General features: G+C 62.8%; 22 protein-coding genes. 12 read left to right on the top strand and 10 right to left on the bottom strand.

The window, feature by feature from the left end; translation table 11 throughout:
* Positions 1-138: 138 nt before the first annotated feature.
* From hutI to hutC, 6 genes are all read left to right on the top strand, one after another.
* Complete coding sequence (hutI, locus tag RHP75_RS02575; protein ID WP_311090348.1) at positions 139-1,374, top strand: imidazolonepropionase; 1,236 nt, start codon at positions 139-141, stop codon at positions 1,372-1,374.
* Positions 1,364-2,302, top strand: coding sequence for a formimidoylglutamase (hutG, locus tag RHP75_RS02580; protein WP_311090349.1), 939 nt, complete (start codon positions 1,364-1,366; stop codon positions 2,300-2,302). The genes hutI and hutG overlap by 11 nt, the downstream gene beginning before the upstream one ends.
* 120 nt (positions 2,303-2,422) lie before the next feature.
* On the top strand, positions 2,423-3,748 hold the full coding sequence (locus tag RHP75_RS02585) for a YjiH family protein (RefSeq protein ID WP_311090350.1): 1,326 nt from the start codon (positions 2,423-2,425) through the stop codon (positions 3,746-3,748).
* A 39-nt stretch (positions 3,749-3,787) separates the two neighbouring features.
* Positions 3,788-5,470 (top strand): urocanate hydratase, encoded by a 1,683-nt coding sequence (hutU, locus tag RHP75_RS02590; protein ID WP_311090351.1) that lies wholly within the window; start codon positions 3,788-3,790, stop codon positions 5,468-5,470.
* Entirely contained in the window at positions 5,467-7,002 is a 1,536-nt protein-coding gene (gene hutH / locus RHP75_RS02595) for a histidine ammonia-lyase (protein WP_311090352.1), read from the top strand. Before hutU ends, hutH begins: the two co-directional genes overlap by 4 nt.
* A gap of 211 nt (positions 7,003-7,213) precedes the next feature.
* Positions 7,214-7,927 carry a histidine utilization repressor gene (gene hutC / locus RHP75_RS02600; RefSeq protein WP_311090353.1) on the top strand — a complete coding sequence of 238 codons (714 nt, stop codon included), beginning with the start codon at positions 7,214-7,216 and terminating at the stop codon, positions 7,925-7,927.
* Between the two features lie 6 nt (positions 7,928-7,933).
* Here hutC and RHP75_RS02605 read toward each other — a convergent pair whose 3' ends face one another.
* The 4 genes from RHP75_RS02605 to RHP75_RS02620 all read right to left on the bottom strand — a co-directional run bounded on the left by RHP75_RS02605 (position 7,934) and on the right by RHP75_RS02620 (position 10,934).
* Positions 7,934-8,590: an endonuclease gene (locus RHP75_RS02605; RefSeq protein ID WP_311090354.1), complete on the bottom strand. Its 657-nt coding sequence runs from the start codon at positions 8,588-8,590 to the stop codon at positions 7,934-7,936.
* Between the two features lie 442 nt (positions 8,591-9,032).
* A complete protein-coding gene (locus RHP75_RS02610) occupies positions 9,033-9,440 on the bottom strand; it encodes a PaaI family thioesterase (protein WP_311090355.1) in 408 nt (135 codons plus the stop codon).
* Between the two features lie 28 nt (positions 9,441-9,468).
* Positions 9,469-10,347, bottom strand: a complete 879-nt coding sequence (locus RHP75_RS02615; protein WP_311090356.1) for an alpha/beta fold hydrolase — start codon at positions 10,345-10,347, stop codon at positions 9,469-9,471.
* Positions 10,344-10,934, bottom strand: a complete 591-nt coding sequence (locus RHP75_RS02620) for a TetR/AcrR family transcriptional regulator (RefSeq protein WP_311090357.1) — start codon at positions 10,932-10,934, stop codon at positions 10,344-10,346. Before RHP75_RS02620 ends, RHP75_RS02615 begins: the two co-directional genes overlap by 4 nt.
* A gap of 194 nt (positions 10,935-11,128) precedes the next feature.
* On the opposite strand from RHP75_RS02620, the gene RHP75_RS02625 reads away from it, so the two are divergent.
* The 3 genes from RHP75_RS02625 to RHP75_RS02635 all read left to right on the top strand — a co-directional run bounded on the left by RHP75_RS02625 (position 11,129) and on the right by RHP75_RS02635 (position 14,080).
* Complete coding sequence (locus RHP75_RS02625) at positions 11,129-11,725, top strand: LemA family protein (RefSeq protein ID WP_311090358.1); 597 nt, start codon at positions 11,129-11,131, stop codon at positions 11,723-11,725.
* A gap of 17 nt (positions 11,726-11,742) precedes the next feature.
* Positions 11,743-13,668, top strand: coding sequence for a M48 family metallopeptidase (locus RHP75_RS02630; RefSeq protein WP_311090359.1), 1,926 nt, complete (start codon positions 11,743-11,745; stop codon positions 13,666-13,668).
* Between the two features lie 223 nt (positions 13,669-13,891).
* On the top strand, positions 13,892-14,080 hold the full coding sequence (locus RHP75_RS02635; RefSeq protein ID WP_311090360.1) for a hypothetical protein: 189 nt from the start codon (positions 13,892-13,894) through the stop codon (positions 14,078-14,080).
* A 39-nt stretch (positions 14,081-14,119) separates the two neighbouring features.
* On the opposite strand, the gene RHP75_RS02640 is transcribed toward RHP75_RS02635, so the two are convergent.
* Together RHP75_RS02640 and RHP75_RS02645 are read right to left on the bottom strand one after the other, a co-directional pair.
* Positions 14,120-15,025 (bottom strand): LysR family transcriptional regulator, encoded by a 906-nt coding sequence (locus tag RHP75_RS02640; protein ID WP_311090361.1) that lies wholly within the window; start codon positions 15,023-15,025, stop codon positions 14,120-14,122.
* 69 nt (positions 15,026-15,094) lie between these two features.
* Positions 15,095-16,024 (bottom strand): ion channel, encoded by a 930-nt coding sequence (locus tag RHP75_RS02645; RefSeq protein ID WP_311090362.1) that lies wholly within the window; start codon positions 16,022-16,024, stop codon positions 15,095-15,097.
* A 176-nt stretch (positions 16,025-16,200) separates the two neighbouring features.
* Here RHP75_RS02645 and RHP75_RS02650 point away from each other — a divergent pair, with 176 nt between their 5' ends.
* Both RHP75_RS02650 and speB read left to right on the top strand, forming a co-directional pair.
* Entirely contained in the window at positions 16,201-17,280 is a 1,080-nt protein-coding gene (locus tag RHP75_RS02650) for a polyamine ABC transporter substrate-binding protein (RefSeq protein ID WP_311090363.1), read from the top strand.
* 10 nt (positions 17,281-17,290) lie between these two features.
* The gene (gene speB, locus RHP75_RS02655; protein ID WP_311090364.1) at positions 17,291-18,262 is read left to right on the top strand and encodes an agmatinase; all 972 of its coding nucleotides are present in this window, start codon (positions 17,291-17,293) and stop codon (positions 18,260-18,262) included.
* Between the two features lie 145 nt (positions 18,263-18,407).
* Here the strand turns inward: speB and RHP75_RS02660 are convergent, their stop codons facing one another.
* From RHP75_RS02660 to tyrS, 4 genes are all read right to left on the bottom strand, one after another.
* The gene (locus tag RHP75_RS02660) at positions 18,408-19,967 is read right to left on the bottom strand and encodes an acyl CoA:acetate/3-ketoacid CoA transferase (protein ID WP_311090365.1); all 1,560 of its coding nucleotides are present in this window, start codon (positions 19,965-19,967) and stop codon (positions 18,408-18,410) included.
* Positions 19,968-20,041: 74 nt separating this feature from the next.
* Positions 20,042-21,427, bottom strand: coding sequence for a GntP family permease (locus tag RHP75_RS02665; protein ID WP_311090366.1), 1,386 nt, complete (start codon positions 21,425-21,427; stop codon positions 20,042-20,044).
* Positions 21,428-22,022: 595 nt separating this feature from the next.
* Positions 22,023-23,483, bottom strand: coding sequence for a sigma 54-interacting transcriptional regulator (locus tag RHP75_RS02670; RefSeq protein WP_311090367.1), 1,461 nt, complete (start codon positions 23,481-23,483; stop codon positions 22,023-22,025).
* 129 nt (positions 23,484-23,612) lie between these two features.
* The gene (tyrS, locus tag RHP75_RS02675) at positions 23,613-24,854 is read right to left on the bottom strand and encodes a tyrosine--tRNA ligase (RefSeq protein ID WP_311090368.1); all 1,242 of its coding nucleotides are present in this window, start codon (positions 24,852-24,854) and stop codon (positions 23,613-23,615) included.
* A 295-nt stretch (positions 24,855-25,149) separates the two neighbouring features.
* Between tyrS and RHP75_RS02680 the strand changes: the two genes are divergently transcribed.
* Positions 25,150-26,235, top strand: coding sequence for a GGDEF domain-containing protein (locus RHP75_RS02680; RefSeq protein ID WP_311090369.1), 1,086 nt, complete (start codon positions 25,150-25,152; stop codon positions 26,233-26,235).
* Positions 26,236-26,248 lie beyond the last annotated feature (13 nt).

Below are 26,248 nucleotides of genomic sequence, written 5' to 3' on the forward strand. Positions count from 1 at the left end.
TCTCAGCTGTTTCTAGCGTTTCGCTCTAGAGCTGTCAGGTTCGCGTTGCAGCGCTATATTGCTTTCAGAGTGACGAACGGGGTTGACGACTGCAAAGGCGAATTTTATTGTATATACATATTATTCGAGGAGAGTCCCATGCCCACGTCCGCCCCGCATCTGCTTTGGCGCGAGCTCTGCCTCTTTGATGGCCTGACAACGCTGGCTGAGCCGATCAATCTGCTGGTGGCGGATGGCAAGGTCGCGGGGTTGTGGTCAACCAGCACGTTTCCTGAAGCGATGGCAGCAGGCGCGGTTGAGGCCGGTCGTGGTGGGGTGATGACTCCGGGGCTGGTGGATTGCCACACGCACTTGGTATACGCCGGCAGCCGTGCAGCTGAGTTCGAGCAGCGCCTCGAAGGTGCCAGCTATGCCGAGATCGCCAAGGCCGGCGGCGGTATTCTCAGTACCGTGCGCGCCACCCGTGCTGCCAGCGAGGACGAGCTGCTGGCGCAGAGTCTGCCGCGTTTGCAGGCGCTGCTGGACGACGGTGTGACCACCCTGGAAATCAAATCCGGTTACGGCCTGAGCACCGCTGATGAATTGAAGATGCTGCGCGTCGCCCGTCGCCTGGGTGAGTTGCTGCCGCTGCGCATCACCACTACCTTGCTCGGCGCCCATGCCTTGCCGCCGGAGTTCGCCGGCGACAGCGACGGCTATATCGCCCTGGTGTGCAACGAGATGATCCCGGCGGCTGTTGCCGAAGGCCTGGTCGATGCGGTGGATGTGTTCTGCGAAAACATCGCCTTTAGTCCGGTGCAGTGCGAGTTGGTGTTCCAGGCTGCGCAACGCCACGGCCTGCCGATCAAGGTGCACGCCGAACAGCTGTCCAATCAGGGTGCGAGCGCCCTGGCCGCGCGTTATCAGGGCCTGTCGGCCGACCATATCGAGTTTCTCGACGAGGCCGGGGTGCAGGCCATGGCCGCCGCCGGCACCGTGGCCACCCTGTTGCCGGGGGCCTTTTACACCCTGCGTGAAACCCAGTTGCCGCCCATCGCGCTGCTGCGTCAGTACAACGTGCCGATGGCCCTGGCCAGCGATGCCAACCCCGGCACTTCGCCGATCTGTTTTCCGACCCTGACCCTTAATCAGGCCTGCACCCTGTTCCGTTTAACCCCGCGCGAAGCCCTGGCCGGTATGACCGCCCACGCTGCCCGCGCCCTTGGCCGCCCGGACCTGGGCCGAGTCGAGGTCGGCGCCCCTGCCGATCTGTGCCTGTGGGATGTGCAGCAACCCGCCGAGCTGGCTTATGCAGTACAGCCGGGCCGGCTGCGTCAGCGCATCTTCAACGGCGCCATTAGTTACCGCAAAGAGGCCAATCGCCATGCACGCTGATCGCAACTCCATGGACCTCTGGCAAGGCCGCGTCGACCCGGAAGCCGACAGCCCGCGCTGGCACCAACGCATTCAGCCGCTGACTCCGGACAGCCAGCCCGGCGTCGCCTTGCTCGGTTTCGCCAGCGACGAAGGTGTGCGGCGCAATCATGGTCGCGTTGGCGCTGTGAATGGGCCGCTGGTCATGCGCAAGGCGTTGGCCAACCTGGCTTGGCATCGCCAGGGCCCGGCCTATGATGCCGGTGATGTGCTGTGCGCCGATGGCGATCTGGAAAGCGCCCAGGCGCGCCTAGCTCATAACGTCTGCGCACTGCTGGATGCCGGGCATCTGCCGGTCGTTCTAGGTGGAGGTCACGAGGTGGCTTTCGGCAGCTGGCAGGGCATCGCTGAGCACTTAGCTGGCGGCACGCCTCGCATTGGCATTATCAATTTCGACGCGCATTTCGACCTGCGCGACCCGGCCCATGCCCATTCCTCCGGCACGCCGTTCGCGCAGATCGCCGAGCAGTGCGCCGCCCGTGGCTGGCCGTTCGCCTATGCCTGCCTCGGCGTCAGCCGCGCCAGCAACACCCGCGCTTTGTTCCAGCGCGCCGCCGAATTGAACGTGCTGGTACGCGAAGACCGCGAGATTCGCGAAGGCAGTTTGCCGTCGCTTAGTGCCGAGTTACAGGCCTTTATCGCCGGTTGCGACGCGATCTACCTGACCATCGATATCGACGTGCTGCCTGCCTGCGAAGCCCCCGGCGTCAGCGCCCCGGCAGCGCGTGGCGTGCCGCTGGCGCTGCTTGAACCGCTGCTGGAAACCGTGCGCGACAGCGGCAAGTTGCGCCTGGCTGATCTGGCCGAACTTAACCCCGAATACGACATCGACGCGCGCACCGCCAAGGTTGCGGCGCGGCTGATCCACCTGTTGACCCTGACCGGCTAAACGCTATTTGGCCACTTCCCTGACAACAATAAATACAGAGGAATGCACAGATGACACCCTTCACCCCGCACCGCCAAGGCGGCAGCCCAGCACTCCGTTTGTCGCGTGTGGAGAGCTGTCATGTCTGAACAGCTCACGGCATTCGCCAGCGTGTCCAAAGGCCGTGCCTTGGCGCGATTGCTTGGCTATAGCCTGATCGGTCTGCTGATCTTCTTTGTGCCGTTCGAAATCAGCGGCCGCTCGACCATCCTCCTCGATCATGCTGCTACGGCCTTACAGAGCCATGCACGGCCGCTGGTGATCACTATTGCCATGCTGTTTATGCTCTACGGCGCGCTGCAGCCCTGGTTCAGCGGCAGCTGGCGCGGCGACCTGACGCGCATCGTATTCAGCGTGCTCAAGGTGTTCGGTCTGCTGATCGGCGTGGCCTATCTGCTGCGGGTCGGGCCTGAGGCGCTGTATCAGCCGGGCATGTTGCCGTTTCTGTTCGACAAACTGGTGCTCAGCCTGGCGCTGATCGTGCCGCTGGGGGCGCTGGCTCTGGTATTTCTGATCGGCTTCGGCCTGCTCGAACTGGTCGGCGTGCTGATGCAGCCGGTGATGCGACCGATCTGGCGTACGCCGGGCAAGTCGGCCATCGATGCGGTGGCCTCGTTCGTGGGCAGCTACTCGGTGGGTTTGTTGATCACCGACCGCATGTACCAGCAGGGCCACTACAGCGTGCGTGAGGCAGCGATTATCGCCACCGGTTTCTCCACCGTGTCGGCGCCTTTTATGGTGATCATCGCCAAGACCCTCGGCCTGATGGACATCTGGAACCTGTATTTCTGGAGCGCGATGCTGGTGACCTTTGCCGTTACCGCCGTCAGCGCGCGCATCTACCCGCTGTCACGTCTGCCCACTGAAAACCGTCCCGAGCCGCAGTTGCAAGCAGGCGAAGGCCGTATCGGCAGCGCCTGGCGTGCCGGGCTGAGCCAGGCGACCAATGCGCCCTCGCTGCTCCGCACTTTGCGCGAGACCTTTGTCGATGGCCTGCGCATGACTGCAGCCATCCTGCCGAGCATTCTAGCCGTCGGCCTGCTTGGCTTGCTCGCCGCCAAATACACCCCGCTGTTCGATGCCCTGGGCGTGCTGTTCTACCCGCTGACCTGGCTGTTTGGCCTGAATGAGCCGATGCAGGTGGCCCGCGCCATTTCTTCCGGTCTGGCGGAGATGTTCCTGCCAGCCATGTTGCTGAAAGACGCCGACGTGCTGGTCAAGTTTGTCACCGCCATCGTTTCGGTGAGTAGCGTGTTGTTTCTCTCGGCCTCGATTCCCTGCGTGCTGGCCACGCGAATTCCCCTGCGTCTGCGCGACCTGTTGCTGGTTTGGCTGCAGCGCACGTTCTTAAGCCTGTTGTTCAGCATTCCGCTGGGCTACCTGGCGCTCTACATGGGCTGGCTGTAAGCCGCCCGCATCTAACGATTTGTTGATAAGGAGCCTCTTATGAGCCTTTTCCGTGACACCGAAATCCGCGCCGCCCGTGGCACCACGCTGACCGCCAAGAGCTGGCTGACCGAAGCGCCGCTGCGCATGCTGATGAACAACCTCGATCCGGAAGTGGCCGAGAACCCCAAGGAGCTGGTGGTGTATGGCGGCATCGGCCGCGCCGCGCGCAACTGGGAGTGCTACGACAAGATCGTCGAAGTGCTGACCCGCCTGGAAGACAACCAGACTCTGCTGATTCAATCCGGCAAGCCGGTCGGGGTGTTCGAAACCCACAAGGACGCGCCGCGCGTGCTGTTGGCCAACTCCAACCTGGTGCCGCATTGGGCCACCTGGGAGCACTTCAACGAGCTGGATGCCAAGGGCCTGGCCATGTACGGCCAGATGACCGCCGGCAGCTGGATCTATATCGGCAGCCAGGGCATCGTTCAGGGTACCTATGAAACCTTTGTCGAGGCCGGTCGCCAGCATTACGGCGGTAACCTCAAGGGCCGTTGGGTACTGACTGCCGGCCTCGGCGGCATGGGCGGCGCGCAGCCACTAGCGGCGACCCTGGCCGGTGCCTGCTCGCTGAATATCGAGTGTCAGCAATCGCGTATCGATTTCCGCCTGAAGACCCGTTATGTCGACGAGCAGGCCAGCGATCTGGACGATGCCCTGGCGCGTATCGATAAGTACACTGGTGAAGGCAAGGCCATCTCCATCGCCCTCTGCGGCAACGCCGCCGAGATACTCCCGGAGCTAGTGCGCCGTGGCGTGCGCCCGGATATGGTCACTGACCAGACCAGCGCCCACGACCCGCGCCACGGCTACCTGCCGGCCGGCTGGAGCTGGGACGAATACGTGGCCCGCGGCAAAACCGAGGAGGCCGTGGTGGTTAAGGCCGCCAAGCAGTCCATGGCCGTGCACGTGCGCGCCATGCTGGCTTTCCAGCAGATGGGCGTGCCGACCTTCGACTACGGCAACAATATCCGCCAGATGGCCTTGCAGGAGGGCGTCGACAACGCCTTCGACTTCCCCGGTTTCGTCCCGGCCTATATCCGTCCGCTGTTCTGCCAGGGTATCGGCCCGTTCCGCTGGGTAGCGCTGTCCGGCGACCCTGAGGACATCTACAAGACCGACGCCAAGGTCAAGGAACTGATCCCGGACGACGCCCACCTGCACAACTGGCTGGACATGGCCCGCGAGCGCATCAGCTTCCAGGGCCTGCCGGCGCGTATCTGCTGGGTTGGCCTGAAGGACCGCGCGCGTCTGGCTCAGGCTTTCAACGACATGGTCGCCAGCGGTGAGCTGAAAGCGCCGATCGTGATCGGCCGCGACCATCTCGATTCTGGCTCGGTGGCCAGTCCCAACCGTGAAACCGAAGCCATGCAGGACGGCTCCGACGCCGTATCCGACTGGCCGCTGCTCAACGCCTTGCTGAATACCGCAGGCGGCGCGACCTGGGTGTCGCTGCACCACGGTGGCGGCGTCGGCATGGGCTACTCGCAGCATTCCGGGGTGGTCATAGTGGCCGACGGTACGCCAGAAGCCCGTGCTCGTCTCGGCCGCGTGCTGCGTAACGATCCTGGCACCGGGGTGATGCGCCACGCCGATGCCGGCTATCAAATTGCTGTCGATTGCGCCAAGGAGCAGAGCCTCGATCTGCCTATGATTGGCGCAACCCAAGGAGCCCATGCATGAGCCTGTTCACCCTATACCCCGGCCAGTTGACCCTGGCCCAATTGCGCGCCGCCTACCAGGCACCCCTGCGCGTGAGCCTGGCTGCGTCGGCCTACCCGGCTATCGAAGCCAGTGTGGCTTGCGTCAACGGCATCATTGCCGAAGGTCGTACCGCTTACGGCATCAACACCGGTTTCGGCCTGCTGGCCTCGACCCGCATCGCCAATGATGATCTGGAAAAACTCCAGCGTTCGCTGGTGTTGTCGCATGCCGCCGGCATCGGTGCGCCGCTGGATGACGCCATGGTGCGGCTGATCATGCTGCTCAAGGTCAACAGCCTGGCGCGCGGCTTCTCCGGTATTCGCCGGCAGGTGATCGAGGCGCTGATCGCGCTGATCAATGCCGAGGTCTATCCGCATATTCCGCTCAAGGGCTCGGTCGGTGCCTCCGGCGACCTGGCTCCGCTGGCGCATATGTCGCTGGTGCTGCTCGGTGAAAGCCAGGCGCGCTACAAGGGGCAATGGCTGCCGGCAACCGAGGCGCTGGCCATCGCCGGTCTGCAGCCGATGACCCTGGCGGCCAAGGAAGGTTTGGCGCTGCTCAATGGCACCCAGGTGTCCACCGCCTACGCTCTGCGCGGGTTGTTCGAGGCAGAGGATCTGTTTGCTGCGGCCACCGTCTGCGGCGGCCTGACTGTCGAGGCTGCTTTGGGCTCACGTGCGCCCTTTGATGCGCGAATTCATGCCGCCCGCGGGCAGCGTGGACAGATCGACGCGGCGGCGGTCTATCGTCATCTGCTCGGTGACAGCAGTGAAGTCGGTCGCTCCCATGAGGCTTGCGACAAAGTGCAGGACCCGTACTCGCTGCGCTGCCAGCCGCAGGTCATGGGCGCCTGCCTGACTCAACTGCGTCAGGCTGCCGAGGTGCTGGCGGTGGAAGCCAACGCGGTGTCGGATAACCCGCTGGTATTCGCCGCCGAAGGCGAGGTGATTTCCGGCGGTAACTTCCATGCTGAGCCAGTGGCCATGGCCGCTGACAATATTGCCCTGGCCATTGCCGAGATCGGTGCGCTGAGCGAGCGTCGCACCTCGCTGATGATGGACAAACACATGTCGCAATTGCCGCCGTTCCTGGTGGCCAATGGCGGGGTCAACTCCGGCTTTATGATCGCTCAGGTCACCGCTGCCGCCCTGGCCAGCGAGAACAAGGCGCTGGCCCATCCGCACAGCGTCGACAGCCTGCCAACCTCGGCGAATCAGGAAGACCATGTGTCCATGGCTCCGGCCGCCGGCAAACGTCTGTGGGAAATGGCCGCCAACACCCGTGGTGTACTGGCCATCGAATGGCTGGGCGCCTGCCAGGGCCTGGACTTCCGCGAAGGGCTGAAAAGCTCGCCACTCCTCGAACAGGCGCGTCAGGCCCTGCGCGCGCAGGTGCCGTATTACGTGGAAGACCGCTTCTTCGCTCCGGATATCGAGGCCGCCAATGCCCTGCTCGCCGATCGCGTGCTGACCCCGTTGTTGCCGAGCGGGGTATTGCCGTCGCTGGCGTAGCCCGGATGAAATCCGGGAACACTGGTGCGGATCTGCCCCGGATTGCATCCGGGCTACGTCGGGTATTGCGCAGTGGCTAGGGTGGACAACGCGAAGCTTGTCCACCGGCTTAGCGTGTTGCAATGGTGAGCAAGCAAAGCGTTGCCCACCCTACGTTGCGGCTTGTTGACGCGCTATTATCCGCGCACCGGGACCACCCCAAGGAGCCGCTGTGAGCAGTACAACCCCGCGCTACAAGGCGATTGAAGCGTTCCTGCTGGAGCGCATCCACAGCGGCGCTTATCCGGTTAATCATCAGATTCCGCCGGAAGAGCAGCTGGCGCGGGATTTTGGGGTCAGCCGGATGACGGCCAACAAGGCCATCCGCGACCTGGTGCAGAAGGGTTACCTGCTGCGCCAGGCTGGCCTGGGCACCTTTGTCACCGACCGCAAAGCCGAATCATCGCTGCATGAAGTGCTGAACATCGCCAACGAAGTGCGCGGCCGTGGGCATGCCTACAGCAACGACATCATTCGCTGTGAAGCGCTGGCGGCGGATGATGAGGTGGCTTTGCGGCTGGGTCTGCGCCTGGGCGCCGAGGTGTTTCACAGCATTCTGGTGCACCGCGAGGATGGTGTGCCGATCCAGCTGGAAGACCGTTTCGTCAATCCGCGCTGGGTGCCGCATTACCTGGGCAGTGATTTCTCTCGGCATACACCCAACGAGGTGTTGGTCAGCAGCTGCCCGATTTCCGATGTCGAGCATGTGGTCGAGGCGGTGCTGGTCGATCAGCAGGTAGCCGACTGGCTGGCTATCGAAGTAACCGCGCCGTGCCTGAGTGTGATCCGCCGAACCTGGTCCGATGAGCATCTGATCAGCTACGCCCGGCTGATCCATCCGGGCGATCGCTATAAGCTGCGTTCCTCGCACAAGCCGCGCCGCTAAACCCGATCAGTTGTTGATCTGTTGCTCGACCAGTTCGGGGTTATCGATAAAGCGGTTACGGGTGCCTTGCAGGCTGGCGACTTTGTCGTTGCGCGCCTTTTCTTCGGCGTCCGGCGGGTCCATCTGGTGCCACTGCTTGTACATCTGCACCTGGCCGACGATAGGCAGGTCGTACTCGGCATGCATATAGAAGATCGCCCGAGCCACATTGCCCTTGGCCTCGTCGCGCGGCTCGACCAGCTGGAAGCTGGTTTTCATGTCGCAGCCGATATCGGCGAACTTGCTCGGTACGCTGTCATCCAGATCGCCGAACTGCGCATTGCGCCGCACCAGCTCGACACGGGTTAGCGCCGGGTAAAGGTTGTGCAGGTCGGAGGCCATATAGACGTAGCGCGGATTCATGATCCCGCACTGGCGGTCAGTGACGCAGCGCAGCGCGCTTTTCAGCTGTTTGCTGCTGTAGATCGCGCTGGCCTTGAGCTGGCCGCTTTCTTCAGCGAACTCTTTACCGCAGTACAGTGTGCTGCCGCCCTGGCCGTAAAGTTGGCTCCAGAACAGTTGCACGGCGGCTTTGGGATCGGAAAGCTGGTTCTGCCCGTTGGCCAGGGTGGGTAGGCTGATGCTGGCTGCCAGGCAGCCGATGGCAATAAGCAATGAGCGCATGTGTGGCCCCAGTGACCGCCGTTGACGGGGTCTGTTGTTTTTGTAAGACAAGATCGAGTCTAACAAGACCTGTGTCACAAAATAAAGCCGAGCGTTTGCTCGGTTTTACTTGCCAAGGCGCTTTGTAGGCTATGGCTTACACGGCGTGCCGCAGATCGCCACTATGCCGAGTACCGGCCGGCGACTAATCTGCTGCCCATGGACGTCGCGCAGGAAGCGCACTTTAGCAACAAGGATACGTGGGACAGCTGCCAGGACGGCAAGCAGATCAAGGATGTCAGCAAACAGTCTGCAAAGACCCCGCAATGCGGGGTTTTCTTTTTTATGGCTTGCCATCCATGGCAGCCACCCTTTGGGCCATCGCTGCACGATGTTAAAAATTGCTCCAGGCAATTTTTTATGGCATTCGCCAAACCGCAGAACCCTTCTCGACCTACCGAACCTATTGCGTGACCACGCTGAATACCGCGCTCGCCCGAGCAATCCGCACCGACTCAACCACAACGTAGCAATTGGCAAACGCCAGGCTTTTGCCGACCTTCTGCACATCGCTTTCGATGGTTATCCAGTCGCCGAGTTTGGCGGTGCCGGCGTAGTCGATAGTCAGGCTGGTGGTGACTATGGGCGTGGGCGGTTCCTCGGCGAAAGCGCTGTTATAGCCCAGGGCCACATCGGCCAGGCTGCTGAGTACACCGCCATGCACCAAGCCGCGCGCATTGCAGTGTTTCTCCTCGGCGCGCAGACCAATCACCAGGCCCGTGGCGTTGCGCTGGTTGTAGATCGGCCCGAGCAAATCAAGGAAAGGGCTGCTTCTGAATAGCGGGCTAAAGCCTGCGGGGACCATGCTCATCAGCGAAACCTCCTTTGATCGGGGTTGTTCAGGCGGCCTGGCGCGGCGCCTGTAACTCAGCAAACCAGTTCAACGTTTCATCCCACAACGACTGCGCCGCTGGGCGGAAGTAGCCCATATGGCCAATGGCGCCGATGCTGGCGGCTGAATCGATGGTGCGCGCCTGATAGGGCGCGGCGCTGTAAGCCGCCATAAAGGCATCGCGCGAGGCGGGCGGGGCCCACAGGTCGTCCAGGGCATTGGCGGCAATGATCGGCGTGCTGACCTGAGCGAAACGCTCGGCGAGGCCTGGCATCTGCGGGTCCTCGAAGAAGTATCTCGGGTAGCGGCACCAGCGTTTCCACTGTTTGTACACGCCCAGCGGCAAATCTTCGCCCATGCCCAGCTTGCTCCAGGCCAGATAGCCTTTGTAACTGGTCATCAATGGGCCAATCAGCCGCCACATAGTCAGCACGCGCAGCTGCTCGGCCTTGGGCATCCAGCCGTGCCAACCGGCACCGGTGCCGAAGGTGTAGAAACCCTGGACCTGATCATGGTTGGGCAGCAGGCCAAAGGCATGCCCGCCAAAGGAATGGCCAACCATATACAGCGGTCGTTGTGGATGACGGTGCTGGTCGACGGCTGCAGCCAGATCGAGGTGCGCCCAGTCCAGATAATCCATGGCAAAGCCGCGCAGGCTGGCCGGTTTCGATTGGCCGATACCGCGGTAATCGAGGGTCAGGGTGCTGTAGCCGCGCTGCGCCGCGTACTCGGCAAAGCGTCGGTAGAAACCCTGGGGCACGCCTGTGGCGCCGGCAATCACCAGCTGTGCGACCGGCTCCGGGGCGTGATACAGCGTGGCGGTCAGCGGATAACCGTCGAGTGCTGGCAGCTGCACAGTTTCACTAAGAATGGCTGGGGTATTCATGGGCGGACTCCTCCCGGAAACTGTTCGCGGGTCAGGTTGAACAGGGCAGTGGCGGCGCGCTTCAGCGGCTCGCTGCTACCGGCCACGCGGGCTTGCAGCAGCCCGCCTTCATACAGCGCGACAAACAGCGCGGCGAGGTTATCCGCCTGCTCGCTGGGGTAGCCGTAGGCATGCAGTTGCTGGCTCAGCGCCTGGCGCACGGCGGCAAAACTGCGCTGCAGGGCTGCACGAATTTCCACATCTTCCGGGCCGCTTTCCAGGGCGATGGTGGCCAGCGGGCAACCGCGTTCGAACTTGCTGTTCTCTAACTGCTGCAGCGCGCCTTGCAACCAGTTATGCAGCGCCTTGAGCGGATCGGTTTGCTGAGCGAAAAGCTGGCTGAACAGGCTGTCGATATGACGGCTGATATGGTCGATAGCCGCCACCGCCAGCTCGTTCTTACCGCCAGGGAAGTGGTGATAGAGGCTGCCCTTTGGCGCGCCGGCAATTTCCAATAGCTCACTCAGGCCAACGCCATGCAGCCCCTTGCGTTGCAGGGAGTCGGCCATGGCGTGAATCAGCTTGTCGCGGGTCGAGATCTTTTTCATAGGCTGAATATATAGACCGGTCGGTCTATTTGCCAAGGTTTTTTCCTCCATAGCCAGCGGGTATGACGCGGTATCAGTTGGCTTTACCGCCAGTGCAGTCCCTGGCCTGTTGCCAGGGTGCGTCGGTGAGCATTCGCTGTGGCGCTTTTCCGCTACCATCTGCTTCTCTCCCGCATGCGATAAGGATTTCCCCCATGTCCATTTCCACGCTGATTTTCCTGGCGGTTGTCGCCGCGCTGATCTTTTACGTGATTGGCATCTACAACCAGCTGGTGGCCCTGCGTAACCGCTTTCAGAACGCCTTTGCGCAGATCGAGGTGCAGCTCAAGCGTCGCTATGACCTGATTCCTAATCTGGTGGAAACCGCCAAGGGCTATATGGCCCATGAGCGCGAAACCCTGGAGGCGGTGATTGCCGCACGCAATAACGCGGTAACCGGGCTCAAGGCTGCAGCGGCGCAGCCTGGCAATGCGCAGAGCATGGCGCAGCTGGGCGGTGCGGAAGGGTTGCTCAATAGCGCTCTGGGTCGCCTGAACGTGACGCTTGAGGCTTATCCCGACCTCAAGGCCTCGGCGAATATGCAGCAGCTCAGTGAAGAGCTGAGCAGCACCGAGAACAAGGTGGCCTTCGCCCGCCAGGCCTTCAACGATGCGGTGATGGCTTACAACACCTACAAGCAGGCATTCCCGCCAGTATTGCTGGCCGCCAGCTTTGGCCACGCTCAGGACGCCAGCCTGCTGGAGTTCGCCGACAGCGCGGCGATTCAGGAAGCGCCGAAGGTGTCGTTCTAAGTTAAGGGCTCGGCACGATGAATTTCTTCGAGCAACAGGATCGCGCCCGGCGTAACAGCGGGCGTCTGCTGATTCTGATGGCGTTGGCGGTGCTTAGTCTGATCACTCTGACCAGTCTGGTGCTGGGGCTGGTCTGGCAGCTCTTTGGTCAGAGTCACAGCTCACTGTGGCTGGCCAGTGATACGCCGAACAGCGTATTGCCCAGTTGGCCGCTGGTGGGTTGCGTCGCACTGGCGGTGATCGGCGTGGTGCTGTTGGGCAGTCTGTACAAACAGCTGCAGCTGAGCCGTGGCGGCCAAGCGATTGCCGAGCGGTTGGGTGGGCGCTTGATCAACCTGTCGCCACAGAACCTTGAAGAGCGCCGGCTGCTCAACGTGGTGGAGGAAATGGCCCTGGCTTCGGGTACCTCTGTGCCGCCTGTGTATGTGCTCGATGATGCCGGGATCAACGCCTTTGCTGCCGGCCTGACGCCGCAGGATGCGGTAATCGGGATAACCCGCGGCGCGATCTGCCAGCTCAGTCGCGATGAATTGCAGGGCGTGATTGCCCATGAATTCAGCCATATTTTCCATGGCGATATGCGCCTCAATACGCGCCTGGTGTCGGTGCTGCACGGCATTCTGCTGCTGGGGCTGATTGGCGGTTTTCTGCTGCGCAGCAGCGGGCGCGGTAGTCGTTCCAGCCGCGATAACTCGGTGGCGATCGTGCTCGCCATCGGCGTCACGCTATGGGTGCTGGGGTATGCCGGGACCTTTTTTGGCAACCTGATCAAGGCCGCCGTGAGCCGCCAGCGCGAGTTTCTCGCTGATGCTTCGGCAGTGCAGTACACCCGCAACCCCGACAGCATCGCCGGAGCCTTGAAGAAGATCGGCGGCAACCTGTATAGCTCGCAGCTGCAGGCCGGGCATGCCGCCGAATTCAGCCATATGTATTTTGCCGCCGGCATCAGCCAGGCGCTGGACGGCATGCTGGCCACCCATCCGCCCCTGGATCAGCGCATCCGCCGCATCACTCCCGGCTGGGATGGCCGTTATCCGCATGTGGCGGAAATCAGCGCGGCAACGCCGGCGGTGGCGGCCAGCGATTCAGCTGTGGAGATGCATGATCTGAGTGCTTTTGCACCGGGCTTGAGCGCGGCCTCTGCGAGTGAGGCGATTGGTGCCATTGGTGATCCGCAGGCAACCCATCTGCTGGCCGTGCGCAGCACCCTGGCGCATCTGGATCTTGCCCTGAGCGAGGCAGCGCACAGTTGCAGCGGCGCCCAGGCGTTGCTCTATGGCCTGCTGCTCGACCCCATCGAGACGCAAGCTGTGCAGCAATTACAGCTGTTGCAGCCGCGTATCGCCGTTGAGGTTGCCGCGCAGCTTGAGCCGCTGCGCGAGCCGCTGCGTCAGCTGGCACCGGGTATGCGTTTGCCGCTGCTGGACCTGGCCATGCCCGCCCTCAAGCAACTGGCGGCCGATCAGTTCGCCACGCTCAAGGCCAATCTGGCTCTGCTGATCCGCGCCGATGGCCGGGTTGCCTTGCTGGAATGGACGCTGCTGCGCATTGTCGAGCGCAATGTCGAAGGCGCGCACGCACAGACCAGCCGCTACCAGCTGCCGGAACTGGCGGCTGAAACCTGCGTGGTGCTGTCACTGCTGGCCCGTGCCGGTGGAGTGGATGAGTCAGCCGCGCAACTCGCGTTCAAGCATGCCAGCAGTGAGCTGCCGTTCCCGCTCGAGCAACTGCTGCCGGCCAGCGCCAGTAATTTATCGGCGCTTGAACCTGCGCTGCGGCGTTTGAGCTTGCTCTGGCCGTTGCAGAAACCACAGTTGCTCAAGGCCATGGCGCGCTGCATTGAGCATGACGGCACGATCAACGCCGCCGAGGCCGAGCTGATGCGCGCCGTAGCGGATATTCTCGATTGCCCGATGCCGCCTTTGCTGGCAGCGCGCGGCTGACCGTCTGGCAGCGCCGCTTGACCCTGCGGCGCTGCGGGTAGACTGTAAAATGGCGGCGCGCTGTCATGCTCTGGTCATCAAACCGGGCAATTCTGAACCTGCGCAATGGAATGCGCGGTCACTGTATCGCCGGCAAATAACAACCACCTTCAGGGCGTTCGCCCCTTCATTGCACTGCCTCCTGACCCCCGTCACGCCGTTGTTGAGCGGCAAGGAGAGAGCCATGAACCTGTTGCAACCTGTTATCGCCGGGCTGTTTGATCCGCATCTACAGCTCGAAGCCGAGCCTGATGCACTTGAGGCTGACCTGCGCGGCGCTACCATCCACGCGGAAATCGTCCACACCATCGCCGCCATCGACCAACTGACGGCACACTGGCAGCAGCCACCGGAACCGCCGCAGTTACGCTAAGCAGTCCCGCGCCAGGCGGTATGTCTATCGCCTGGCGCTTTAGCTATCCGCCGTCGCAAAAGCCTGCATCAGATCCTCACGAAACGCCCGCAGCGCATCACTGGGATGCTGGCCGCGATGGCTGGCCAGGAGAAACTGCACCTCAAAACCCAGCTCCTCGGCGAGCAATGCGTGCAGGCAGCCACTGGCCAACCAGGGGGCGGCGATATGTTCGGGCAGGTAGCCGATATGCCGGCCGGAGAGGATAAATGCCAGCGCGCCGTCGAGTTGCTCTGTCTGTGCCGAGCTGGGTGAGCTTTGAAACGGCTCGCGTACCTGTACAAAGCGGTAGGGGTGCTGCACCCGGTCGGCCTGCTGCAGGTCTGCCAGGCTGATCTGCGCGCGCCTGAACAGCGCATGCCCTTTGGCGCAGAACAGCACCTGGCGCTCACGAAACAGCGGCTGATAATCCAGCGCGGTCTGGTTGCCGGAGAAATAGCCGATGGCCAGGTGCAACTGGTCCTGCAGCAGACGGCGTTCCAGCTCGGCGGGCATGGCGGTCAGCAGTTCGATCTGCACCGCTTGGTTGCGCCCACGAAAGCGGTTAATGGCCTCGGCCACCTGCTCCAGCACATGGGGCGCCAGGCCTTCGGACAGGCCAATGCGCAGCTTGCCCAGGAGCTTGTCGGCCATGCCCTGGGCTTCGCCCTTGAAGGTATCGATGGCGCTGAACAATTTGCGTGTGGCGCTGAGCACCTGTTCGCCCTTGGGCGTCAGGCGAAAGCCGCCCTTGCCGCGCTCGCACAGGCGAAAGCCCAGACGGGTTTCCAGCTTGGCCATCTGCGTGCTGATGGTCGACTGGCCAATCCCCAGCTCGCCCTGGGCGGCACTGAAGCCGCCGCACTCTACCACGGTGACAAACAGGCGCAGTAGCTGCAGGTCAAGATCGCGTAACTGGCTGAGCATGCCGGCTCCAAACATTGCTGGTGGTCGATGTGCCAGTAGATCACTTGGTTTTTCTTCAATGCAACTCGCCTAGCGGGTCATCTTCTTTACAAACACCACGACAAACAGCGCCATGGTAAAGCTGCCGGCAAATGCCTCGAACGCCGCAATCGGGCGGGCCATGCCGTGGGGCGTGATGTCGCCGTAGCCGAGGGTGGTGAAGGTCACCACGCTGAAGTAGAGGCAGTCGCCGAGGTCATCCAGGTTAGCCAGCCAGCCGCGTTCCAGAGCCAGGCCCAGGGTTTGTCCGGCGTGCTGAACGCCGACCAGAAAGTACAGCAGGCCGCAGAAAACGATCAGCGCGATGGAGAACAGCACGACGTTGAGCGGCTTTTCGCCGTAGCCGCTGAACAAGTCGACCAGCCAGGACAGCAGGCGTCTGCCGCTATAGCGCGGCAGTTGCCGGCGGCGCATGACCATTTCGCGGTGGAAGAACATGCCGGCCTGTTCGAACAGCCCGGCTTTCTCCAGGTGTAGGCGCAGGTTGCGGTAGGTTTCCTCGGCTTCTTCAAAGCAGCGGCGGGCGGCGTCGCTATCGCCAAGGCGTTGGTGCGCGCTGCCCTGGCGTTCCTGGCGCAGGCGCCGATCCCAGATCACGTTGTCCAGGCGCGCGCCGTCGAGTTGCACGCCCAACAGGTTGCAGTCGCGCAGGTCACAGCAATGCAGGTTGGCGCCGCGCAGATCAGCTTTCATCAGCGAGCTGCCGCGCAGGTCAAGGCCAAACAGGTGGGCTTTCTGCAGGTCGGCGCGGTACAGGTCGCTATCGCGCAAGTCGTAGCCCGTGCGCTGGTGGTGGTTGACTAGGTCGATGCCGGCTAGCTGTGCGTACTTGAGCTGAAAACCGCGCATCGGGGCGCCACTTTGCGCGCGCTGGTGCAGGGCGGCGCAGAGCCCTTCGGCGTCACGTTTGTCCTGGTCGGCATCAAGCCAGAAGCGTTCATCGACCTGCAGCTCGCTCATCGCGCCGCTCTCTTGGGTGGTCTAGCAAGACTAGTCGGCTGCCGGCGCAGCGGGCGCGTTCATCCGCTTAAACATTGATAGATGGCAATGTCAGCGTAGGCCACTTCATATTTATTCAAAGCAAACCGCGCGGCAGGATGACGTCAGCCCACTAACCGCCGATGAGGTTGTTCGTCATGCGTTCGCTCATGCCCCTGTTACTGCTGTGTTGCGCCTTCGCCGCTCAGGCCGAAGAGAAAGCCCTGAACCTGTACAGCTGGTCCGCCTACCTGCCGGAGCAAGCCCTGCAACGCTTCAAGGATGAAACCGGGATCACGGTCAAATACGACATCTTCGACAGTGCCGAAGCCCTGGACAGCAAACTGCTCACCGGCGGCAGCGGTTATGACGTCGTCTTCCCGGCCTCCAGCGGCCTGGCGCGGGCGATTCAGGCCAAGGCCGTGCAACCGCTGGACCGCACGCAACTGCCGCATCTGCAGAATCTTGACCCGGCGCTGCTGGGCAAGCTCGCCAGTGCCGACCACGGTAATCAGTACGGCCTGCCGTACACCTGGGGCACGGTTGGCGTGGGTTTCAACCGCCAGGCGTTAGAGCAGCGTTTGCCCGGCGTGCCGCTGAATAGCCTGGACCTGCTGTTCAAGCCCGAGTACGCCAGCAAGCTCAAGGACTGCGGCATCGCGGTGATCGACTCGCCGCAGGAAGTGATCAGCATCGTCCTCAACTACCTCGGCAAAGACCCCTACAGCAGCGAGCGTGCCGATCTCGATGCAGTGGCGCAGCTGCTCACCCAGCTGCAACCCAACCTGCGTTACGTCGGCGCCGGCCGGCATATCAATGACCTGGCCAAGGGCGAAATCTGCCTGGCGCTGACCTACAACGGCGACGCCTACATGGCCGCGGCCAACGCGGCTGAGGCCAAGCAGCCGTTCGAGGTGCAGTACCGCATCCCGCGTGAAGGCACGCTGCTGTGGTTCGACACCATGGCCATTCCGGCCGATGCGCCGCACCCCAAGGCCGCCCACGCCTTTATCGATTACATGCTGCGCCCTGAGGCCATCGCCGAGCTGACCAACAGCGTGTTTTTCGCCAACGCCAACCAGGCCGCCACGGCGCTGGTCGACCCGGCGATTAGCGGCGATGCCGATATCTACCCCGGTGAAGCGGTGCGCGCCCGCCTGTTTGCCGAGCAATTGATGCCGCTGCGCCAACAGCGTGAGCGCACGCGCATCTGGACCACTTTCCGCAGTCAGTATTGAGGACAAGGCAATGGAAGCATTCAACGGCAACGACCTGGCCTTCACCCGCGACAGCCTCTACGGCACCTTCTCCGAGCCGACCTACGCCGGCGTCACCAGCTTTATGCGCCGGCGTTACAGCCGCGACCTAGCCGGCGTTGATCTGGTGGTCAGCGGCGTGCCCTTTGACACCGCCACCACCAACCGCCCCGGTACCCGCTTCGGCCCGCGCGCGATTCGCGCGGCCTCGATCACCAGCGCCTGGGAGCGGCATTACCCCTGGGAGTTCGACCCCTTCGACCACCTGGCGGTGATCGACTACGGCGACTGCAATTTCGATCACGCCCTGCCGCACAAGATTCCGGCGGCCATCGAGGCGCATGCCGAGCATATCGTCCAGGCCGGTTGCGCCATGCTCACCCTGGGCGGCGACCACTTCATCAGCTACCCGCTGCTCAAGGCTCATGCGCGTAAACACGGCGCGCTGTCATTGGTGCACTTCGATGCGCACAGCGATACCTGGCCGGATCTCGACGACAGCGAGCAAGGCGTCAGCCACGGCACCATGTTCTATCACGCCGCTCGCGAAGGGCTGGTCGATCCATCGCGCTCGGTGCAGATTGGCCTGCGTACCACCAATGACGACGTGATGGGCTTTCAGGTGCTGGATGCACGCCAGGTGCACCGCAGCACGCCGGAGCAGATCGCCGCGCAGATCCGCGCGCGGGTCGGTGATAACCCGGTGTACCTGACCTTTGATATCGACTGCCTCGACCCAGCCTTTGCCCCCGGCACCGGCACGCCGGTATGCGGTGGCCTGACTACCCATCAGGCGCTGGAAATTCTCCGTGGCCTGCGCGGGATCAATCTGGTGGGCATGGATGTGGTGGAAGTTTCGCCGCCTTACGATCACGCGGAAGTCACCGCTCTGGCCGGGGCCACCGTGGCGATGGAGTTGGTGTGTTTGTATGCCGCGCGGCATAAGTTGGGCGAAAAAACCTAGGGTAGAAATCGCTGTGTATGTCCACCCTTGGTATTCGTCTCGGCTACCCACGGTGGACCGGTGAGGCGTGATCCACCCCCAAGGTGTACAGCAAAATCCGGGCAAAAAAACGGGCCCAGCGGGCCCGTAAACTCACACTCAAATGTTAATCAGCGTTCAGTTGCTCGCTCAGGCCGATCGGCGGCGGCAGAAACAGCCGCGCATCCATCAGCTGCGGCGTACGCACGATGGGGGTGAAGTCCATGCGGTCGAGGATGTCGCGCTGGATATCCACCCCCGGCGCCACTTCGATCAGCTCCAGACCGTCCAGGGTCAGGCGGAACACGCAGCGTTCGGTGACATACAGCACCGGCTGGCCGCGTTCGGCGGCTTGGTGGCCGGCGAAGGTGCGGTGCTCGACTTCGGCGACGAACTTGCACAGCTCGCCATCCTTGATGATGCGCAGCTGGCCGTCCTCGATGCCGATATCCTGCGCCCCGGCGCTGAAGGTGCCGAGGAACACCACCTGCTTGGCGTTCTGGCTGATATTGATAAAACCGCCCGCTCCGGCCAGGCGTGAGCCGAACTTGGACACGTTGAGGTTGCCCGCCGCATCGGCCTGGGCCAGGCCGAGAAACGCAATATCCAGGCCGCCACCGTCGTAGAAATCGAACTGATAAGGTTGGTCGAGCAGCGCGCTGTGATTGCTCGCCGCGCCAAAATCCAGCCCCGAGGCGGGGATGCCGCCGATCACCCCGGGTTCGGCGGTCAGGGTCAGGCGCTCGATCACGCCTTCTTCGGCCGCAACCCCGGCCACACCTTCCGGCATGCCGATGCCCAGGTTGACCACCGCACCGGCTTTCAGCTCCAGTGCCGCGCGGCGGGCGATCAGTTTGCGCACATCCAGAGGCATGGCTTTCAGGCTGTCCATCGGCACCCGGGTTTCGCCGGCGAAGGCCGGGTTGTAGGCGGTGGCGAAGGTTTGCTGGTGGTTTACCGGCTCGGCCAGCACCACGCAGTCCACCAGAATCCCAGGGATCTTCACCTCGCGGGCATTCAACGAGCCGCGTTCGACAATGCGCTCAACTTGGGCAATCACCACCCCGCCCGAGTTGCGTGCGGCCATGGCGATGGCCAGGCTCTCGATGGTCAGCGCCTCGCGCTCGAAGCTCAGGTTGCCGTCGGCATCGCTGCTGGTGGCGCGCACCACCGCCACGTGAATGGGGAATGTCGGGTAGAACAGGTAGTCCTCGCCATCGATGGGCATTAGCCGCACCAGCTCGGTGGTGGTGCGCGCATTGAGCTTGCCGCCGCCGTGGCGCGGGTCGACATAGGTGCCCAAACCAACCCGCGACAGCTGCCCCGGCTTGCCGGCGGCGATATCGCGAAACAGCTGGGAGATCACCCCCTGCGGCAGGTTGTAGGCTTCGATGCGGTTATCCACCGCGAGCTTCTGCAGTCCTGGCACCAAGCCCCAGTGGCCGCCGATTACCCGCCGCACCAGGCCTTCATGAGCCAGGTGGTTAAGGCCGCGGCCCTTGCCATCCCCTTGGCCGGCGGCATACACCAGAGTCAGGTCGCGTGGAGCCTGTTCAGCAAGAAAGCGTTGCTCCAGGGCGATGGCGATCTGCTCGGCGAAACCGATGCCGACAAAGCCGCCGGTGGCCAGGTTGGCGTTATCCGGGATGCGCGCCACAGCGGCGGCGGCAGTCATGATCTTGCTCATAGCGGGTACTCGAAAGCGATTGAACAACATTGAGTACAGGCGGCATGGCGCACAGGAGCGCCATGCCAGGCCCGTCAGAAACTACCGAACAGCGTGCCCAGGGTGATGACGACCACCAGCGCCACCATCGGGAAAGCCACGGTGTTAACGAAGATAAATTTGTACGACTCACGGTGCGTGAGTTTGCAGATCGCCAGCAGCGAGATCACCGCGCCGTTGTGCGGCAGGGTGTCCATGCAGCCAGAGGCCATCGCCGCGACGCGGTGCAGCAGCTCGGGGCTGATGCCGGCGGCGTTGGCCATGGTCAGGTACTGCTCGCCGAGGGTCTTCAGCGCAATCGACATACCGCCAGACGCCGAACCGGTGATGCCGGCGAGGATGTTTACCGCCACCGCTTCGGAGATCAGCGGGTTATCGGAGACGCCCAGCACCAGGTCGCGAATGATCACAAAACCGGCCAGCGAGGCGATCACCGTGCCGTAACCCACTTCAGCAGCGGTGTTGAGGATGGGCAGCATGGAGCCGAAGGCGCCATCGTTGACGCTCTTTTTCAGGTCCATCCAGCGCTGCCAGTGCATGGCGATCAACAGCAGGATGGCCGCACTGAGGGCGACGATGATCGACCAGATACCGATCAGCGATTTGGCATCTTGCAGGCCGCCGAATTCCGGCTTGGCCAGGTAGCTGGTGTCGATGCTCGGCAGAATCTGCTTGGCCATCAGGAAGTTCAGGCCGATCACCACGAAGATCGGGAGCAGAGCCAGCCAGAAGCCGGGGATCGTGCGCTGGTCCTCGACGACCGGGTCATCGCGGTGCTCGCCGTAGCCTTCACCGGCAGCCATCAGCTTGCGCGACTGCGCGGTAAGCCACCAGGTACCGAGGCCGAACATGATCAGCCCGGCGATTACGCCCAGGCCCGGCGCAGCAAAGGCGTCGGTGCCGAAAAACGGGTTGGGGATGGCGTTCTGAATTGCCGGCGTGCCGGGCAGGGCGGTCATGGTGAAAGTAAACGAGCCGAGGGCGATGGCACCGGGGATCAGGCGCTTGGGAATGCCCGCTTCACGGAACAGCGCTGCGCCAATCGGGTACACCGCAAAGGCCACCACGAACAGCGACACGCCGCCGTAGGTGAGGATGCCGCACGCCAGCACAATGGCCAGGATCGCCCGCTCGCTGCCGACTTTGGCGACGATGCCCTGGGCGATGGCGCGGGCCGATCCCGAGTCGTCCATCAACTTGCCGAACAGCGCGCCCAGCAGAAACAGCGGAAAGAACTGGATCACGTAGCCGCCCATGGCCTTCATAAACACTTGGGTGTAGGTGGGCAGCAGCAGGTGAATGTCACCGGCAAACAGCAAGGCCAGCAACGCGAGCAGAGGGGCGAGGATCAGCACGTTGATGCCGCGGTAGGCGAGGTACATCAACAATGCGAGGGAAATCAGAATACCGAGGGTACCCATGGCTGGTTCCTTTTGTTGTTGTTTTAAGCACCGCTCTATGGCGACGCTGATGAGCTTGCTCGTTAAGCCAGGCAGCGAGACAAAGCGTTGAGCAGACTAGAGCGAAAGCTGTGCCAGACGGGGCTACGACTTTGGTCTAGGTGGGTGAAAGGCTTGTGGTTGAGGGGTTGCGTGGGGGTTTAGGAGGTTTGGCGGGGTTGTCGGAGGAGAAGGGTGTGTCTTTATTTCTGGAATTAGTCCATGGAGCTGGACGGTTGAGTTGGCTTTAGGTCCAGAATTTTGGATTTTTTACACCTGTAGGAGCGTTCGTATATTCCGTAGCCCGGATGAAATCCGGGAAATGCTCGGTTGTGCGGTACTTCCCGGATTACATCCGGGCTACAACTCTGACACGAGCATGGATCGTGGGAGGGGCTTTAGCCGCGACAACAGCGGTTAAAAGCTCGCCGCTAAAGCGCCTCCCACAGCACACGCACGGCTGGCTTTGCTTGTGTAGGAGCGGGCTTGCCCGCGATCTCTTGCTGACTCAAAAGCATCGCGGCCAAGGCCGCTCCTACGGGGAATTGCGTTCGCTTTAGGCGGCAGTGAGCTTGGCTTAGTCGTGCTTACCCAACCCATGCAGTGCCAGCTTGGCGTACAGCCCTGCGCGGGAAATCCCCAGGCGTTGCGCAGCCTGTTGGCGGTTGCCGGCTGTAGCCTGAAGGGCGTCGATCAGCGCCTGGCGTTCGGCCCGTGCCAGTTGCTCCGCCAATGTTTGCGTCACGCTGGTCGCTGGCTGCGGCGCAATGCTGTGCGCTGCGGGCGTTACCGGGTCGACCAGCAACGCCCGCACGGTTTGCGCATCCAGGCGCCCGTCGACATCCAATTGGGCGCGCTCCAGCAGGTTGCGCAGCTCGCGCACATTGCCACGCCAGGGCTGCGCGCTCAGCAGGGCGAGGGCGTCATCGCTGACTTCCAGCGGGGCCTGCGTCGAGCGGTTGGCAATATCGTCGAGCAGATGCTCCAGCAACGCCGGAATATCCTCGCGGCGCTCACGCAGCGGCGGCACGCGCAGGGCCAGCACGTTAAGGCGGTAGTAGAGGTCGTCACGGAACTGCCCGGCGGCGACCTTGGCTTCCAGATCGATATGTGTCGCTGCTATCACCCGTACATTCAACGGTTTGACCTGATTGGAGCCCAGCGGCTCGACCTCCTGCTCCTGCAAGACGCGCAGCAACTTGGCCTGCAACGGCAGCGGTAGATCGCCGATTTCATCGAGAAACAACGTGCCGCCGTTGGCCACCTCGAACTTGCCGATACGCGCCTTGCGATCCGCGCCGGTAAAGGCGCCGGGCGCGGTGCCGAACAGCTCGGCCTCGACCAGGGTTTCCGGGATGGCCGCGACGTTGACCGCGACAAACGGCCCGTTGGCCCGTGGCGACAGGTTGTGGATGCCCTGGGCCAGCAGCTCCTTGCCTGTGCCGGTTTCGCCGCGCAGCAGCACCGTGGCGTCTAGTTGTGCGGCGCGGCGAGCTTGGCGTTTGACTTCGCTGGCTGCGCTGCTGGCGCCGATAAACCCAGCAATGGTGTAACGCGCGCGGCGCGCCTTGGCCAATTCGTGCTGGGTGGCGACCAGCTGGTTCTGCAGGGTATTGAATTTGGCCATCAGCGGCTTGAGGTGACGGGCGCGGTCGAACAGCACAAAGCCCAGCGCGCCGACCAGGGTGCCGTCCTCATCGCGCAACGGAATACGGGTGACCACAAAGTGTTCGCTGCCGAAGGCCATCAGGTCGAGCATGCTCGGCTGGCCGCTTTCCACCACTTCGCGCAAGCGGCTGGCTGGCAGCACGTCTTCGATCTCTTTGCCGAGTACGCTGCGCGGGTCGCTGATGCCAACCTTTTCGGCGTACTTGTCGTTGATCCAGACAATCCGCGCCTGGCGGTTGACCGCGATGGTGCCCTCGCATTGCGCGTTTAGGTGGTCGAACAACAGCGGCATGGCCACGGCGCGGAAGCGCTCGGGCGAAACACCAATGATCAGGCCGTGTTGGTCGAGGTCGTCGCGGGCAATGGCCATGGGCGCAGTACATCCAGAATCAGGTGCGGCCGATTATGGGTGGCGCTGCGCGCAGGGGGCAACCGGCGGCGATCTGCACTCCGCCGGTAAGTGTCGAGCGCCATGTGCGCGATCAGCCGCAGATCTGCGTCACCGCGCCTGCAGCAGGTAATGACGCTTCTTGCCCAGGCTTAGCCGTCGACCCAGCTGCCAGGCTTGCAACGGCTGGTCCGGATTGCCCTGGCGTTCGCCATCCAGCAGCAAGCCGCCGCCGGCTGCCAGGCGGCGTACTGCGCTGCGTGAGGGCTGCAAGTTATGGCGCAGCAGCAGGTCGGTGAGGCTGAGACCGCCGGCCAGATCTTCCGCGCTAACGCTTAGCTGCGGTAGTTCGGCATGCGTATCCTGCGCCGTGAACAGCGCCAGAGCTGTGGCTTCGGCCTCGCGTGCAGCCTGCTCGCCATGGGCCAGGGCGGTGGCGGCGTTGGCCAGGATGATTTTCGCCTGGTTCAGCTCGGCGCCGGCAAGGGCGCTCAAGCTCGCTACCTCATCCAGCGCTAGTTCGCTAAACAGGGCGAGAAAGCGCCCCACATCAGCGTCATCGCAATTGCGCCAGAACTGCCAGAAGTCATACGGCGAGAGCTTGTCGCCATTCAGCCATACCGCGCCTGCCGCCGATTTGCCCATCTTGCGCCCGTCACGGGTGGTCAGCAGCGGCATGGTCAGGCCGAACAGCGGCTGGCAGCCCTGGCGCCGGCCCAATTCCACGCCATTGATGATATTGGCCCACTGGTCGGCACCACCCAGTTGCAGGGTGCAATTATGCCGGCGCGCTAGTTCGGTGAAGTCGTGGGCCTGCAGCAGGGTGTAGCCGAACTCCTGAAAGCTCAGCGAATGCTCACGCTCCAGACGGTTGCGCACGGCATCGAAGGTCAGCAGGCGGTTGATGGAAAAGTGCCGGCCGACCTGGTCGAGAAACTGCAGGTAGCCGATACCGTCCAGCCAGTCGGCGTTGTCCACCACCAGGCCGTCGCTGGGGCCATCGCCCAGCTGGATGTAGCGGGCAAAGCAGCCGGTAATCCCGGCGATGTTGTGCTGAATCTGTGCTTCCGTCAGCACCGGCCGGCTGCTGTCGCGAAAGCTTGGGTCGCCGATGCGTGTGGTGGCTCCGCCGATCAGCAGGATCGGTTTGTGCCCGGCGCGTTGCAGGTGGCGCATCAGCATCAAGGCTTGCAAATGGCCGACGTGCAGGCTGTCCGCCGTAGCATCGAAGCCGAGGTAAAAGGTGATCGGGCCCTGGCTGAGCGCCAGGCGCAGGCCATCGAGGTCGGTGCTCTGGTGGATAAAGCCACGAGCAGCGAGCTGGTCGAGCAGATCAAGGGTGTTACTGGGCATACGTGTCTCCTGGTTAAGGCAAAAGCCTGAGGAGACTGGAGTGGGGGTGTGCTATCCGGGCCGCCTCAGGCGGATCGGACATGCAACAACGCATCTACCGCCTGGTGAGAGGGGGCAGGGCGTAATAAAACGCGGAAATTGGGCAGATGTGTCTGTGCATGGGGCGGCACTTTAAGGGCTTTGGCGGGCAAGTCAACCGCACGTGATCGGCGGTTCGCACGCTGCCTATCTGGTCAAGGCCCAGGCAGTTGAGGCACAGTGAGCCATCAAACCGCCATCCATGCAGTGCCGGGCCATGTTTTTTCGACCGCGAACCAAACCGGGCAGTGACAGCAACGCCGCCGTCGACGACTTGCAGGATGTCGGCCAGCGTTCGTTGATCCGCATGATCTTTGCCAGTACCGGGCTGACCCTCGGGGTGTTCTGCGCGCTGCAATTTATGGCCGGCAACTACCTGTTTGCCAGTTTCGAGCTGGTTGCCACCGCAACGTTGCTGTGGGGCGCCTGGCGGATTGTCCGGGTGCGCAACCTATTGCCCTGGATCTACCTCTACCTGCTGCCGACCTTCAGCTTTCTGCTGTACATCATCGTTATCCCCAACGCCTCGAAAACCGCCTTTGTTTGGGTCTACAGCATTCCCGTGCTGTCCTACCTGCTGCTCGGACTCAAGCGCGGCAGCTTGCTGTCACTGCCTTTTGTGATCGGCGCTTGCCTGTTGTACCTGTACACCTACCCGGTTCAGCGCGATGCCGAAAGCCTGATCGACCTGGGTAACGCGGTGTTTTGCGGTGTGATGATTCTGGTCTTCGTCTACCTCTATGAAGCCCGCCGCGCCACCGCCTATCAGCAGCTGCAACATATGGCCCGTACCGATGCGCTGACCGGTGTGGCCAGCCGCGGCAGCTTCCAGCAAAGCCTGGAGCAAAGCATCCGCGAGGCGCAGCGCAGCCAGGCCAAACTGGTGCTGGTGGTACTGGATATCGACTATTTCAAGGCGGTGAATGACCAGTACGGCCACGATGCTGGCGACCAAGCCCTGCGCCATATCTGCAACAGCCTCAGCCAGCGCCTGCGCGCCACCGACACCTTGGGGCGCCTGGGTGGTGAAGAGTTCGGTCTGCTGCTGCGCAATACCGATGGTCAGGGCGCCGAGTCGCTGGTGGAAGGTCTGCGCGTGCAGCTGTGCAGCCAGCCGATGCGTTATGGCGATCAGGACATTGCGCTGTCTGCAACTTTCGGCCTGGCCGAATGGCCCGTCGATGGCAGCACCGCCGAGCAGCTTTATCGCTGCGCTGATCAGCGCCTGTATCGCGGTAAGGAGCTGGGCCGCAATCGCCTGGTCGGTCGGCACAGTGCCGAGGCTGAGTCCGGCTGCGAGTAATGCGGCTGCATGC

The sequence above is a fragment of the Pseudomonas sp. SG20056 genome (genome assembly GCF_031764535.1).
Lineage (GTDB): Bacteria > Pseudomonadota > Gammaproteobacteria > Pseudomonadales > Pseudomonadaceae > Aquipseudomonas.

Excerpts from the sequence above, each read along its gene's own strand:
- hutI (WP_311090348.1), top strand. The coding sequence starts at position 139 with ATGCCCACGTCCGCCCCGCATCTGCTTTGGCGCGAGCTCTGCCTCTTT.
- hutG (WP_311090349.1), top strand. The coding sequence starts at position 1,364 with ATGCACGCTGATCGCAACTCCATGGACCTCTGGCAAGGCCGCGTCGAC.
- RHP75_RS02585 (WP_311090350.1), top strand. The coding sequence starts at position 2,423 with ATGTCTGAACAGCTCACGGCATTCGCCAGCGTGTCCAAAGGCCGTGCC.
- hutU (WP_311090351.1), top strand. The coding sequence starts at position 3,788 with ATGAGCCTTTTCCGTGACACCGAAATCCGCGCCGCCCGTGGCACCACG.
- hutH (WP_311090352.1), top strand. The coding sequence starts at position 5,467 with ATGAGCCTGTTCACCCTATACCCCGGCCAGTTGACCCTGGCCCAATTG.
- RHP75_RS02605 (WP_311090354.1), bottom strand. The coding sequence starts at position 8,590 with ATGCGCTCATTGCTTATTGCCATCGGCTGCCTGGCAGCCAGCATCAGC.
- RHP75_RS02610 (WP_311090355.1), bottom strand. The coding sequence starts at position 9,440 with ATGAGCATGGTCCCCGCAGGCTTTAGCCCGCTATTCAGAAGCAGCCCT.
- RHP75_RS02615 (WP_311090356.1), bottom strand. The coding sequence starts at position 10,347 with ATGAATACCCCAGCCATTCTTAGTGAAACTGTGCAGCTGCCAGCACTC.
- RHP75_RS02620 (WP_311090357.1), bottom strand. The coding sequence starts at position 10,934 with ATGAAAAAGATCTCGACCCGCGACAAGCTGATTCACGCCATGGCCGAC.
- RHP75_RS02625 (WP_311090358.1), top strand. The coding sequence starts at position 11,129 with ATGTCCATTTCCACGCTGATTTTCCTGGCGGTTGTCGCCGCGCTGATC.
- RHP75_RS02630 (WP_311090359.1), top strand. The coding sequence starts at position 11,743 with ATGAATTTCTTCGAGCAACAGGATCGCGCCCGGCGTAACAGCGGGCGT.
- RHP75_RS02635 (WP_311090360.1), top strand. The coding sequence starts at position 13,892 with ATGAACCTGTTGCAACCTGTTATCGCCGGGCTGTTTGATCCGCATCTA.
- RHP75_RS02640 (WP_311090361.1), bottom strand. The coding sequence starts at position 15,025 with ATGCTCAGCCAGTTACGCGATCTTGACCTGCAGCTACTGCGCCTGTTT.
- RHP75_RS02645 (WP_311090362.1), bottom strand. The coding sequence starts at position 16,024 with ATGAGCGAGCTGCAGGTCGATGAACGCTTCTGGCTTGATGCCGACCAG.
- RHP75_RS02650 (WP_311090363.1), top strand. The coding sequence starts at position 16,201 with ATGCGTTCGCTCATGCCCCTGTTACTGCTGTGTTGCGCCTTCGCCGCT.
- speB (WP_311090364.1), top strand. The coding sequence starts at position 17,291 with ATGGAAGCATTCAACGGCAACGACCTGGCCTTCACCCGCGACAGCCTC.
- RHP75_RS02660 (WP_311090365.1), bottom strand. The coding sequence starts at position 19,967 with ATGAGCAAGATCATGACTGCCGCCGCCGCTGTGGCGCGCATCCCGGAT.
- RHP75_RS02665 (WP_311090366.1), bottom strand. The coding sequence starts at position 21,427 with ATGGGTACCCTCGGTATTCTGATTTCCCTCGCATTGTTGATGTACCTC.
- RHP75_RS02670 (WP_311090367.1), bottom strand. The coding sequence starts at position 23,483 with ATGGCCATTGCCCGCGACGACCTCGACCAACACGGCCTGATCATTGGT.
- tyrS (WP_311090368.1), bottom strand. The coding sequence starts at position 24,854 with ATGCCCAGTAACACCCTTGATCTGCTCGACCAGCTCGCTGCTCGTGGC.
- RHP75_RS02680 (WP_311090369.1), top strand. The coding sequence starts at position 25,150 with ATGTTTTTTCGACCGCGAACCAAACCGGGCAGTGACAGCAACGCCGCC.